The organism is Shewanella vesiculosa, from assembly GCF_009994065.1.
Lineage (GTDB): Bacteria > Pseudomonadota > Gammaproteobacteria > Enterobacterales > Shewanellaceae > Shewanella > Shewanella vesiculosa.
The window spans coordinates 167,961-180,549 of record NZ_JAACSD010000008.1 but is presented as its reverse complement, the minus strand read 5'-3'; the positions used below and the strand labels follow the sequence as shown (position 1 = coordinate 180,549).

12 protein-coding genes are annotated in these 12,589 nt (G+C 40.3%); 10 read left to right on the top strand and 2 right to left on the bottom strand.

What is annotated here, in order from left to right; translation table 11 throughout:
- Nucleotides 1-7 precede the first annotated feature (7 nt).
- The 9 genes from GW828_RS10650 to glnS all read left to right on the top strand — a co-directional run bounded on the left by GW828_RS10650 (nt 8) and on the right by glnS (nt 10,016).
- The gene (locus GW828_RS10650) at nt 8-412 is read left to right on the top strand and encodes an ExbD/TolR family protein (protein ID WP_124016392.1); all 405 of its coding nucleotides are present in this window, start codon (nt 8-10) and stop codon (nt 410-412) included.
- A 1-nt stretch (nt 413) separates the two neighbouring features.
- On the top strand, nt 414-1,031 hold the full coding sequence (locus tag GW828_RS10645) for an energy transducer TonB (RefSeq protein ID WP_124016530.1): 618 nt from the start codon (nt 414-416) through the stop codon (nt 1,029-1,031).
- 3 nt (nt 1,032-1,034) lie between these two features.
- On the top strand, nt 1,035-2,282 hold the full coding sequence (locus tag GW828_RS10640; protein WP_124016393.1) for a tetratricopeptide repeat protein: 1,248 nt from the start codon (nt 1,035-1,037) through the stop codon (nt 2,280-2,282).
- 356 nt (nt 2,283-2,638) lie between these two features.
- Nucleotides 2,639-4,468: a DUF885 domain-containing protein gene (locus GW828_RS10635; protein WP_182697036.1), complete on the top strand. Its 1,830-nt coding sequence runs from the start codon at nt 2,639-2,641 to the stop codon at nt 4,466-4,468.
- 93 nt (nt 4,469-4,561) lie between these two features.
- Complete coding sequence (locus tag GW828_RS10630) at nt 4,562-4,840, top strand: peptidylprolyl isomerase (RefSeq protein ID WP_124016395.1); 279 nt, start codon at nt 4,562-4,564, stop codon at nt 4,838-4,840.
- Between the two features lie 69 nt (nt 4,841-4,909).
- Complete coding sequence (locus tag GW828_RS10625) at nt 4,910-5,446, top strand: GNAT family N-acetyltransferase (protein ID WP_182697035.1); 537 nt, start codon at nt 4,910-4,912, stop codon at nt 5,444-5,446.
- A 196-nt stretch (nt 5,447-5,642) separates the two neighbouring features.
- Nucleotides 5,643-5,882, top strand: a complete 240-nt coding sequence (locus tag GW828_RS10620) for a FeoA family protein (RefSeq protein ID WP_011638067.1) — start codon at nt 5,643-5,645, stop codon at nt 5,880-5,882.
- The gene (gene feoB, locus GW828_RS10615; protein WP_182742093.1) at nt 5,875-8,187 is read left to right on the top strand and encodes a Fe(2+) transporter permease subunit FeoB; all 2,313 of its coding nucleotides are present in this window, start codon (nt 5,875-5,877) and stop codon (nt 8,185-8,187) included. Before GW828_RS10620 ends, feoB begins: the two co-directional genes overlap by 8 nt.
- Nucleotides 8,188-8,345: 158 nt before the next feature.
- Entirely contained in the window at nt 8,346-10,016 is a 1,671-nt protein-coding gene (glnS, locus tag GW828_RS10610) for a glutamine--tRNA ligase (RefSeq protein WP_182697033.1), read from the top strand.
- Nucleotides 10,017-10,079: 63 nt separating this feature from the next.
- On the opposite strand, the gene GW828_RS10605 is transcribed toward glnS, so the two are convergent.
- On the bottom strand, nt 10,080-10,676 hold the full coding sequence (locus GW828_RS10605) for a Yip1 family protein (RefSeq protein WP_124016399.1): 597 nt from the start codon (nt 10,674-10,676) through the stop codon (nt 10,080-10,082).
- 355 nt (nt 10,677-11,031) lie between these two features.
- Here GW828_RS10605 and miaE point away from each other — a divergent pair, with 355 nt between their 5' ends.
- The gene (miaE, locus tag GW828_RS10600; protein ID WP_182697032.1) at nt 11,032-11,799 is read left to right on the top strand and encodes a tRNA isopentenyl-2-thiomethyl-A-37 hydroxylase MiaE; all 768 of its coding nucleotides are present in this window, start codon (nt 11,032-11,034) and stop codon (nt 11,797-11,799) included.
- Between the two features lie 64 nt (nt 11,800-11,863).
- Here miaE and GW828_RS10595 read toward each other — a convergent pair whose 3' ends face one another.
- Nucleotides 11,864-12,589, bottom strand: a complete 726-nt coding sequence (locus tag GW828_RS10595) for a UDP-2,3-diacylglucosamine diphosphatase (protein WP_182742092.1) — start codon at nt 12,587-12,589, stop codon at nt 11,864-11,866.

Sequence of the window (12,589 nt, the reverse complement as noted above, 5' to 3'; positions counted from 1 at the left end):
ATTGAACATGGCACGTAAGAAGCATTCCAGTATGGAAGAGGAAGCGCAGATTGATATGACCCCGATGCTAGACATCGTGTTTATCATGCTGATCTTCTTCATTGTAACAACATCGTTTGTTAAGCCATCAGGCTTAGACTACAACAAGCCTAAAGCGTCACAGGCTACGTCTAAACCATCGGCAAACATCTTTATTGGCATCAGCAAAACTGGCGTCATTATGATGGAAAACCGTCAGGTTGATATCGAGCGTGTAACTGCAAACGTAGAGCGTATGTTAGCGGAAGCACCAGAAGCAGCTGTATTGATTCAAGCAGACAAAGACGCTTTACATGGTTTAGTCGTTAAAGTGCTTGATAATGTTAAAGCTGCCGGTATTGACAAAATTTCAGTATCAGCGGGGAATGAGTAATATGCTAAGAGCACTCGTATCAATAATCATTGGTGCTGCAGTGACTTTTGGGCTGTTTGCTTTCATGGCTTTCCTAGTCGGCGGTGGCGCACAACGCAACGGCGACTCAGTGGAATCCCCTGTTATTGAAATTACGATGGATAAACAGGATTCGAAGGCACAGAAAAAACCAAGGGTTACACCTAAGCCACCTCCACCACCGGAGCAGCCACCGAAGCCGGATACTACTCCGCCAGATTCATCAACTAATATTGACACTAATATGGCGTTCAATATGGGTGGTATCGAAGCTGGTGGACCAAGTACAGGTTTTAAACTTGGCAATATGATGACCCGTGATGGTGATGCTACCCCTATCGTTCGTATTGAGCCACAGTATCCAATTGCTGCTGCTCGTGATGGTAAAGAAGGTTATGTTCAACTTTCATTTACGATTAACGAACTTGGTGGTGTTGATGATGTTTCTGTCATCCAGGCTGAACCTAAACGTTTATTCGATCGCGAAGCGATTCGCGCATTGAAGAAATGGAAATATAAGCCAAAGATCGTTGATGGCAAGCCATTAAAACAAACCGGTATGACAGTTCAGCTTGACTTCACACTAGAGAAAGGGAGGTAGATAATGCGTAAAGTTACTAGTATCGCTACAGCGTTATTACTTTCAGTCTGTGGAAGTGCACTATTGTCAAACTCTGTAGTGGCTGCTGAAAAGTGTGAAATTGATAAACGTCAATCTCGTGCTGTTGGCGAAAGCGCTGCAAAAAAAGTTCAAAAATCTTTTGAAGCATACACTGAAGGAAATTTAGACCAAGCTATTTCAATTTTGCTTGAGGCTAATGCTAAAAACGATTTCGATAAAGCTTATGTCGATCGTATGTTAGGTAACTTCTATGCCGAAAAAGGCCAGATGAAGACAGCAATCAAATATTTAAAGACTGCTGTTGACGCTGATATTCTTGGTGGTACCGATCATGCTGCAACAATGCGTTTGTATGCTGATTTATTACTCCAGGAAAAAATGTTTAAAGAGGCTATTCCTTACTACTACAAGTGGATGGATTTTACCTGTAAGGCTGATTCGCAAATGTATCGCCGTATTGGTATTGCCTACACTGAGTTAAAAGATTGGAATAAAGTTCTTCAAGTATCTGACAAAGGTTTATCTTTAGCTGAATCGCCTGACAAGGGCCTATATCAGATGAAGTTAACCGCTTACTTTAACCAGAAAAAATACAAAGAAGCCGTAAAAGTATTAGAAACTATGGTGCCTTTGTTCCAAGACGATAAACGTCTCTGGGTACAGTTAGCTCAGTTTTACTTAATGACTGAAGATTATGATAAGTCACTTGCAACATATGATTTAGCCTATAAGAATGGCTTTTTAGAGACAGACAGTAACATTACCCGTTTGTCTCAGTTGTTAGCACAAAAAGGTTCGCCTTACAAAGCTGCTACCATTTTCGAAAAGCATTTAAAGTCTGGTCTTATTGTTGAAAACGAGAAGAGCTTATCAACTCTTGCTGGTTTTTATCATAATGCTAAAGAGCTAAAAGAAGCCGCTTTCTATTATGGAAAAGCCGCTGCCGTTAGTAATAAGGGTGATTTGTATTTAAAACAAGGTCGCATTCTTGCTTTAGATCAAAAGTTCGATGACGCTATTCCTGTGTTTAAAAAAGCACTTGATGCAGGCATCGATAATCCGGGTGAAGCTCAGTTTGAGCTAGCTTTAGCATACTTAAGCCTGAAAAAGTACAAGTCTGCTTATAATCGTGCGGTGCTTGCCGCGAATGATAAGAAGACCGAACGTAGTGCTAAGAGCTATATTTCTTACATCAAAGAAAAAGCTCGGATTCACAACGTAGCGCTTTAATTTAAGCTCGCAAAAAAAGCCCCTTCTAGGGGCTTTTTTATTAGCTATTAAAAAATATTAAATCAATTGGTTATGTATTTGAAATGGTTTTTATTCCGATGTTTAGCGGTCTGTTATCATAGTTGTAAATGCATATCAGTACATATTCACTACCGATTAATTGTTAGTTTGTGTGTTTTTAGTGAAGTTTAGTTTCTTGTCGAGCAAGCCAAAGTTACAATGACATTATTGTACAAGGTTAATAATGTTGTTTAGATTAAAAACTGTACTGTGATACATCGTCATCTTTATATTAAGCCTTTGACCTTTTAAGGATAACAAGGCGTGAGTTAATTTGTGTTTAAGGAATAATAAAAATGAATAAAACATTGTTGGCGTTAACTGTGTCCTTACTCCTAGCTACTCAAGGTTGTTCTGACAATTCAACGGTTACGTCTGTATCTAAAACCACTTCAGAGCCTAGCGCAGCCGTTATGCCTCAATCTGTCTCTGAGCAGTATTTAGCTATGGTAGATAATTTTTTTAATGATCAACTTAAGCTTGAACCAATTTATGCCACTTTTGTAGGCGTAAATGATTATAACGATCAATTTGGTGGTGCATTAACTGATGAATACTTAAAGGCTCGTCATGAGTTGAATAGTCAATATTTCAGTCAAGCCAAAACTATTGATGTTGATAAGCTTCCTGCTTCACTTAAACTCAGTTACGACATGTTTATCTACGATCGAAATATGGAGCTTATTGGCGAAACTTATCCTGAATATTTCTTACCAATTAACCAGTTTTATAGCACAGTATTTACTATGGTTCAGTTAGGAAGTGGTGAAAGTGCTCAACCATTTAAGACGGTAAAAGATTATCAAAATTGGTTGGCTCGTTTACGTGGATTTATTAACTGGACCAAGCTTGCCCAACAACGAATGGACGAGGGCATCGCTAGCAAAGTCGTATTACCACGAGTACTTGTGGAGCGCATCATTCCTCAGTTAGATGCTCAACTTGTTACGGATGCACAGAGTAGTATATTTTATTCACCGATAAACTTGCTACCAGATGATTTTACTGCGGAACAAAAATCACAACTTACTACTGAGTATACTCAACTCATCAATGCCGAATTATTACCTGCTTTAACTCAGTTGCGTGATTACGTAAAGAATGATTATTTACCAAACTCCCGTGCTTCTGATGGTTGGTGGGGATTACCTAATGGTAAAGACTGGTATCAGCATTTAGCCAATAGTCACACAACTACCACTTTGCCTGTCGATGAGATACATCAAATTGGATTATCTGAAGTTGCGCGTATTTTATCCGAAATGGACAAAGTTAGAGTACAAGTTGGTTTCAGCGGTGATCTAAAGGCATTTTTTGCCTCTTTATCTTCAGAACCTCAGTATTTCTTTACAGATAGACAAGATTTAATTGATGGTTATATGACCATTAAAAATAGAATTAATCAGGTGTTACCGCAGTATTTTAATGTGATGCCAAAGGCCGATTATATTGTTAAACCAGTAGAAAGTTTCCGTGAACAGTCGGCAGCAGGTGCATCATATGAATCTCCTGCTGTGGATGGCTCTCGTCCGGGGATCTTTTATATCAATACTTATAACTTAAAAGCGCAGCCGAAATGGGGAATGACAACCCTTTCTTTGCATGAAGCTTCACCTGGTCACCACTTTCAGATTTCAATTAAGCAAGAGTTGACCGAGGTGCCGCAATTTCAACGCTTCCAAGGTTATACTGCGTTTGAAGAAGGTTGGGCACTGTATTCAGAGTATTTAGGTGTTGAAATGGGCCTCTTTAACGACCCTTATCAGTATTTCGGTAAGTTATCAGATGAAATGCTTCGAGCTATGCGATTAGTGGTTGATACAGGTCTTCATGCCAAAGGTTGGAGTCGTGAGCAAGCTATTCAATACATGATGGACAACTCACCAATGGCAGAGTCCGATATCATTGCTGAAGTAGAGCGTTATATGGCAATTCCTGGTCAAGCCTTATCATACAAAGTGGGGCAACTGACAATTTTAAGATTGCGTGCTGATGCCGAAAAAGCGCTTGGCGACAAGTTTGACCTTAAAGCTTTTCATGACCAGTTGTTAACGTCAGGTTCTTTACCTATGGCGGTGATGGAAAACAAGATTGCTGATTGGATTGAATCTGAATCAACCAAATAATGTTGCACAAGTTTGGTGACTAAATGGTGTCATCATTTTGTCATTATGTTAGTGTTATTTTTTAGTAGATATTACATTTATAGGAGCCATATCATGGTACAAGCAACAGCTAGACACTTACTTGTGAGTAATCAGGAACAATGTGAAACACTTAAGCAACAGATCGAAGCCGGCGCCGATTTTGCTGAGATTGCTAAGGCAAACTCTTCTTGCCCGTCTGGAGCACAGGGTGGTGATTTAGGTTCTTTCGGTCCTGGCATGATGGTCAAAGAATTTGACGAAGTAGTGTTCAGTGCGCCGTTAAATGTTGTTCAAGGACCTGTAAAAACTCAATTTGGTTATCATTTACTTGAAGTGACTAGTCGCGCCTAGTGTGTATTAATTAAGTATCAAAAATGGCAGCCTAGGCTGCCATTTTTCTTGATAAGAAATAGAGGGTGTATGGACATAAATCTTTTTAGCGATCGGTTGATATTACGAAATTTACAAACGAAGGATTGGCCGAACTTTCTTCGCTTGCACCTCGATAAAGATATAAATCAATATATTCGCCTTATTGAATCTGAGTCAGATATCGTTGCTAAATTTGAGCAACGTAAAGCCGCTTGGCAATTTGAATCTGGTGAATGGTTATCTCTGGTCATTGAGCAGATCGACACGAATGAGTTTGTCGGCCTTATTGGCTTTCGATGTGATGATGCTCAATTAAACAGAGCTGAGGTGGGTTACCTTATTGCGCCAGAAAAGCACGGTTTTGGATTCGCTACTGAAAGCTTGCGAGCCGTAACCGACTGGGGAGCTTTGCAATTTAATATGCATAAATACATCGGTATTTGTGACCAACACAATACCGCTTCACGTAGAGTCCTTGAGAAAGTCGGTTTCATTCTTGAAGGAACGTTAAGACATAATAACTGTATTGATCAAATATGGTCAGATGATTGCTACATGGGATTGTTGACAGCGCAAAGAGAGTAACGCTTTTACTCATCGCGTCTTTAAATAAAATTAAATCTTCTTGGTACTATATTCTAGCGTGCATTTGTCACATAATACGTAATACAACTGAAAACTATTCTCGTTAACAAGTGAAACTTTGATCTAGATTTGAGTTTGACTGGTTCAGTTCAGATAAAATTTTTAGCGTTATTAATGTTGTTGAAGGTAGTGTTACATGAAGCTGAGTGAACTTAAGCCAGGTGATCAGGCAATTATCTCTGAAATCGGTCAATTAACTTTACCGCAAACGGTTAAACGTAAATTGTTATCCATGGGCATTACTCCCAACACTCGTTTTCATTTTATTCGCCGTGCCCCTATGGGCTCGGGTGTTGAGTTAGATTTACGTGGCAGTAAACTATGTATGCGTTGTGATTTAGCCGATATTATCGAGGTAGTTCTAAAAAATGACTAAACAATTTCATTGTGTCACTGTGGGCAATCCAAACGCGGGTAAATCGACTCTTTTTAATGCCCTTACTGGCGCTAGCCAGCAGGTGGGTAATTGGTCCGGTGTTACCGTAGAAAAGAAGACTGGGAAGTTTAGTGACTCTGGTATAGATATTTTTCTCACCGATTTACCCGGTATTTATGATTTATTACCAGCCGGAAATAGTTGTGATTGTTCACTCGATGAACAAATTGCGCAAGCGTATCTTTCAAACCAACAAGTGGACGCTATCATCAACTTAGTTGATGCAACCAATGTTGAGCGTCATCTGTATTTGACTACCCAATTACGTGAGTTAGGCATTCCTATTATCGTTGTCATTAATAAAATTGACGCAGCGAAAAAGCTGGGGATTAACATTAATGTTGACGACATGTCGGTCCGCCTCGGTTGTCCTGTCATTGCAATTTGCTCTCGAAATCAAGCCGATGTTAAGCATCTACAAACTGAACTATTGTCATTATTGAAAAAAGGTAATACCGCAGCATCTTTATTATTGCAGTATCATGCTGATATAGAAGCAAGTGTTATTGCTTTACAGATACAAAATGATGCACAAGGACTTGCAGAGCTAAGTCGTGGACAAGCACTGGCTATTTTAGCTAACAGCCATGGTAATGACTGTGGTTCCAGTGAAACCCAATTACATGACACGGTAAGACAATGTACTCAACGGGTTGAACAAGCCGGTCAAGACATCGATATTATGATCGCCACCACCCGTTATGATTTTGTTCAACAGGTGTTTGAGGCATCAGTAAGTACCGGCACACATGTTAGTGTCACCGATAGGCTTGATAAAGTCGTGTTACATCCACTGCTGGGTATCCCTATCTTCTTGTTTATCATGTACCTAATGTTTTTATTTAGTATTAATGTTGGTAATGCATTTATTGATTTCTTTGATATTACTGCTGGCGCTATTTTTGTGGATCATTTTGGTGCCTTGTTGTCGTCAATAGGCTCGCCAGATTGGATTGTAACCATTTTGGCTGGCGGCGTTGGCCAAGGTATTCAAACTGTTGCGACCTTTATTCCTGTTGTTGCGGCACTATTTTTGGCTCTCTCGGTACTTGAAGGCTCAGGCTATATGGCTCGAGCAGCTTTTGTTGTTGATGGTCTAATGCGTCGCATTGGTTTACCGGGTAAAGCTTTTGTGCCTATGATTGTTGGTTTTGGTTGCTCGGTGCCTGCCATTATGGCAACGAGAACCTTAGGCAGTGAGCGTGAACGTATCGTTACTGGAATGATGGCGCCATTCATGTCTTGCAGTGCTCGGCTACCGGTTTATGCATTATTTGCCGCGGCATTTTTCCCGCAGTCTGGTCAAAATTTAGTATTTTTACTGTACATTATTGGTATTTTTGCCGCGATTGGTACTGGGTTATTATTACGAAAAACAGTTTTGCCTGGAACCAGTAGCGCTGTTGTCATGGAATTGCCAAGTTATGAAATGCCTAAATCTAAAGCGGTTTTCTCTCGCACCACGAAACGCACTAAAAGCTTTATTATGGGCGCAGGTAAAACTATCATTATCGTCGTCACACTGCTTAACTTTATCAATGCTATCGGTACTGACGGCTCCTTTGGACATGAAGATAGTAAAGAATCTATGCTCAGTGTTGCCAGTCAACAAATTACCCCATTGTTTAGGCCTATGGGAATAGAGCAAGATAACTGGGCGGCAACTGTAGGTATTATCACCGGTATTTTTGCTAAAGAAGCTGTCGTCGGTACATTGAATAGTTTATATAGCAATGATGAAGGCGAACAAGTTGAACTGGTTTCAATTTGGGATAGCGTCAAAATAGGTTTAGCCACTATTCCTGCAAATTTACTTGGTATTGAGGCTGGTGATCCATTATCGATTGCTATCGCGGGTATTAGTGATTTAGATGAAGCTGCCATCGCATTATCTGTTGACTCTACGACCTTCAGTGCGCTGCAAACGGGCTTTAAAAGTCAGATAGCGGCGTTCTCATACTTGTTATTTATTTTGCTTTATACCCCGTGTGTGGCGGCTATGGGAGCTTTGGTGCATGAGTTTGGTACCAAATGGGCGCGTTTTGCTGCTATTTGGACATTCTCATTAGCCTACGGCTCAGCTACAGTTGTATATCAAGGGGCTACCTTTACTCAGCATCCTCTGCAATCTGCCAGTTGGATCGGCTTTTTCGTTATGGCTTTGATTGGTTTTTATTTTTGGTTAAACAAAAAGGGCAGAAAGGCTCAACAAATTATTCCTGGAATACGCATTATCACTGAGTAGTTAAGCTAAAACGTTTTGATTTACTCGATAAACCCAGCAAAGCTGGGTTTATTTGCTTTATCGGGTTAACTTTTTCAAGCCTAGGAGTTGTAACTACATAAGATCTGTAGGATCATCTATTTTTATTCATATTGCCATTGTGCGCCAAGAGGAATTCCATGAGTCATATGGACACTGAAGTACGTCCAAGTAACTTCATTCGTAATATCATAGACGAAGACCTAAAAAGCGGTAAGCACAGCCAAGTACATACACGCTTTCCACCGGAACCAAACGGGTATTTACATATTGGCCATGCTAAATCTATTTGCTTGAATTTTGGTATCGCAAAAGATTACCAAGGTCAATGTAACTTACGTTTCGATGATACTAACCCTGAAAAAGAAGATATTAACTATGTTAAGTCTATTCAGGAAGATGTGCGTTGGTTAGGGTTTGAATGGTCTGGCGATATCCGTTATTCATCAAATTATTTTGACCAATTACATCAGTATGCCGTTGAGTTAATCACCAAAGGTCTCGCTTATGTTTGTTTCTTAAATGGGGAACAAACCAGAGAACATCGTGGTACCTTAAAAGAGCCGGGTAAAAATAGCCCTTATCGTGATACTAGTGTTGAAGAGAACCTCGCATTATTTGAAAAAATGCGTCTAGGCGAATTCAAAGAAGGTGAATGTGCTCTGCGCGCAAAAATAGACATGGCATCGCCATTTATGTGCATGCGCGATCCTATTATTTACCGTATCCGTTTTGCTCACCATCATCAAACAGGTGATAAGTGGTGCATTTATCCAATGTATGACTTCACCCATTGTATTTCTGATGCGATCGAAAATATCACCCATTCGATTTGTACGTTAGAGTTCCAAGATAACCGCCGCTTATATGACTGGGTACTGGATCATTTAGATGATTTTCAAGCACCAAACCGTACTCGTCAATATGAGTTTTCGCGTTTAAATCTTGAATATACTCTGATGTCTAAACGTAAATTAAACGATTTAGTTACCCGTAACTTAGTCGACGGTTGGGATGATCCGCGTATGCCAACTATCGCTGGCCTTCGTCGTCGTGGCTATACTCCTGCATCAATTCGAGAGTTTTGCTTGCGTATAGGCGTTACTAAACAAGAAAACTTAGTCGAAGTAGGCATGCTAGATGCGTGTATCCGTGAAGAGCTTAACGAACATGCCCCTCGTGCAATGGCTGTTTTAAGACCGATTAAAATCGTGATTGAAAACTATCCTAATGCACAACCAGAGGCCATTAAGGCGCCTGCTCATCCTAATAATGAGGCTATGGGCACTCGTGAGTTATTTTTTGGCAAAGAACTTTTTATTGATGTAGAAGATTTTAAAGAAGAGGCTAATAAGCATTTCAAACGTCTTGTACTCGGTAAAGAAGTCCGCCTACGTAATGCTTACATCATCAAAGCTGAACGTTGTGATAAAGATGCTGATGGCAATATCACTACCGTTTATTGTAGTTACGATGCAGATACTTTAGGTAAAAACCCTGCCGATGGCCGTAAAGTTAAAGGCGTGATTCATTGGGTTGACGCGGCAACGGCGAAACCAGCTGAGTTTCGTATCTATGATCGTCTATTTACCAAAGAAAATCCTGCGACGTTTGAAACTGTCGATGAGGTCATTAATCCACAGTCTTTGGTGGTGTTAAATGGCCTAGTGGAACCTAGTTTAGTCAATGCTCCTGCTGAGAAATCTTATCAGTTTGAACGAGAAGGCTATTTCTGCGCAGACAGCAAAGACTCCAGCGCTGATCACTTAGTATTTAACTTAACGGTACCGTTAAGAGATACCTTTGCTTAATGAGTGATGAATGATACAAAAAAGGCGCCTTAAGCGCCTTTTTGTTATCTTTTAACTAAATGATTATTGCATCATTGGGCCTAAACCAATACTCCATAAAATGACACTACTTGCCATCAGTGCAACCAGCAATACTAAGCCTGCTGTAACAACTGAGCTGGCATAAATAAAACCTTTTTCTTCAGGTATATTCATAATGATGGGCACTCCTGCATAGAGCAGATACACCGAATAGGATAATCCGATTAATCCAATGACCATTATGAACCATAATACAGGATAGAGTGCTGCAAGACCGACCATGAATAAGGGGGTTGCAGTATAGGAAGCCAATTCGAGCGCTTGAGTATAGGTTGGATCTGCATCAAATGTTCTACCCATCCAAAAAGCTAAGTAGGCGAGAGCCAGAACGCCAATAATTAAGCCAAAGTACATCGCAATTGACATTAATAGTGCGCTTTGTGATGTCAGAAATAGTGGTTCTCCGACGCCTGGATGCCACCCAATATGAGCCGTTGCAAAATAAGCACAAACGGCAGGAATGAGCGCAATAAGCAATATATGACTCAAGCTGCTTTTCAATGCTTCATGATTTTTTTCAATTGTTTGCCACTCTTTTTTCGGATGAGTGTAAAGCCCCATTAAGTGATTCAATACCATTATCGTTATCCTTGTTTAGCATTTTTGACCTAGCTCGCCAAACAACGACGAACTGACTACAGCTTTTTATCCATCGCCTTAATCAGTCCACATCAACTTAACAACCTATTTTGTATTGGCAGTAAACTCATTCCATCGTTGCCAATATCTATGTTGTTCAGTTATGACCCTATCCCACACTAGAATCATCATTTAAGGTGATCGATTGCATCTGTTATAAAAGCGTTAAATTAGATGCTTAGCTTATTTATTGAACATAAATAGACTTTCGTCAAGGAGTATTACGTTTTTGGCTTCAGAAATGATCACTCTACAGGTAAACTGAGCGTAGATTCTTGACTGAGTTATTCATTCTATGCAGCAATTACTTGCGCCAATTCATGACTTTTTAGGTTGTGAGACCCCAGACCTTTGGGTTGAAAAAGCAAAACAACCGTCGCAATTAATCCCATTGCTTATTGACCATTGCAACTGCGAGCTCAAAGCTGCGCAAACAGCTATTTTAATGATCCGCAAATATGCGATTGATAAAAGTAGCGCTCATCTATTAAAGGCTTGGGCAAAGCCCTACGAGGATTTTGTTTACCAACAAGACCGTGACGCACATGCCTTTTTGGCTCGCGATAGTAAAAAGAATGATATCACTAGTGAATTAGTCGCCAATGAGCACTTAGCTTATAGTGCTGATGTCATGAGTAAAATGGTGCGCCTGATCAAAGAAGAGTTCCATCATTTTGAACAAGTACTACAGATTATGACGGCACGAGGTATTGATTACAGTAATATTCGCGCAGGGGGTTATGCCAGGCAATTGATCATTCATGTGCGAACCCATGAGCCACTGACCATTATTGATAAATTAATTATTGGGGCGTTTATTGAAGCGCGTTCGTGTGAGCGATTTGCTAAAATTGCGCCACACTTAGATGATGAGCTGGCTAAGTTTTACACCTCATTACTACGCTCTGAAGCTCGGCATTTTCAAGATTATTTAGCCCTTGCTCAAGATATAGCAGGCGTTGATATCAGCGAACGAATTGATTACTTTCGACAAATTGAGAAGAGATTGATTTTGGCTGAGGACAGCGAATTTCGTTTTCACAGTGGTGTACCGAGTCAATAGCTCAATGGTTGAGCGCGTCTCATTAAGGCTCACAGATAATGTGTCATCATTATCACAAGTGAGCCTATTTGGTGTCTGAGAAGGGCAGTGTAACTAACTCGCACCCATGTTCATTCACATTTAAGACGCTACCTTGAGTATACCAGTCGCCCACTACTACGCGTTGATGCGTTGCAGATAATTGATGAATCGCCGGACGATGCGTATGACCATGGATCATGCGTTGGCAGCCAGTACTCGCCAGCAGAGCAGTCACTGCGCTTGGTTCAACATCCATAATTTCGTAGTGTTTTTGTTGATTACCTTGGACACTTTTTTGACGAATTTTTGCAGCAATGTTTAAGCGTGTCTTTTTAGGTAAGCGAGCATATAACCAGCGCACGACTCTAAAGCTTCTAAAGCGTCTGAATCGCTGATAGTCAACATCAAGTGTGCAAAGGCTATCACCATGCAAGATAACAGTATTCACACCGTACAAGTCGATACAATACACTTCAGGTAATACTTGCATGCCTGCTCGTTGGCAAAATTGTTTGCCTACCATAAAGTCACGATTACCATGAATAAAGTACACAGGTAGCGTGTTTGATACCATTTTGATTGCATCAGCGATAGCAACACTAAATGACTCAGCAATATCATCACCCATCCACACTTCGAATAGATCGCCAATGATATAAAGCGCTTCAGCATCGTCTAAACCATGATTTAGAAAATACACGAAGGCTTGAGTAATATCGGGACGATCAGCACTTAAGTGCAAATCGCCCACAAAGATTGTTGTTTTCAA

Coding starts and splice junctions, on each gene's coding strand:
- GW828_RS10650 (WP_124016392.1), top strand. CDS start 8: ATGGCACGTAAGAAGCATTCCAGTATGGAAGAGGAAGCGCAGATTGAT.
- GW828_RS10645 (WP_124016530.1), top strand. CDS start 414: ATGCTAAGAGCACTCGTATCAATAATCATTGGTGCTGCAGTGACTTTT.
- GW828_RS10640 (WP_124016393.1), top strand. CDS start 1,035: ATGCGTAAAGTTACTAGTATCGCTACAGCGTTATTACTTTCAGTCTGT.
- GW828_RS10635 (WP_182697036.1), top strand. CDS start 2,639: ATGAATAAAACATTGTTGGCGTTAACTGTGTCCTTACTCCTAGCTACT.
- GW828_RS10630 (WP_124016395.1), top strand. CDS start 4,562: ATGGTACAAGCAACAGCTAGACACTTACTTGTGAGTAATCAGGAACAA.
- GW828_RS10625 (WP_182697035.1), top strand. CDS start 4,910: ATGGACATAAATCTTTTTAGCGATCGGTTGATATTACGAAATTTACAA.
- GW828_RS10620 (WP_011638067.1), top strand. CDS start 5,643: ATGAAGCTGAGTGAACTTAAGCCAGGTGATCAGGCAATTATCTCTGAA.
- feoB (WP_182742093.1), top strand. CDS start 5,875: ATGACTAAACAATTTCATTGTGTCACTGTGGGCAATCCAAACGCGGGT.
- glnS (WP_182697033.1), top strand. CDS start 8,346: ATGAGTCATATGGACACTGAAGTACGTCCAAGTAACTTCATTCGTAAT.
- GW828_RS10605 (WP_124016399.1), bottom strand. CDS start 10,676: ATGGTATTGAATCACTTAATGGGGCTTTACACTCATCCGAAAAAAGAG.
- miaE (WP_182697032.1), top strand. CDS start 11,032: ATGCAGCAATTACTTGCGCCAATTCATGACTTTTTAGGTTGTGAGACC.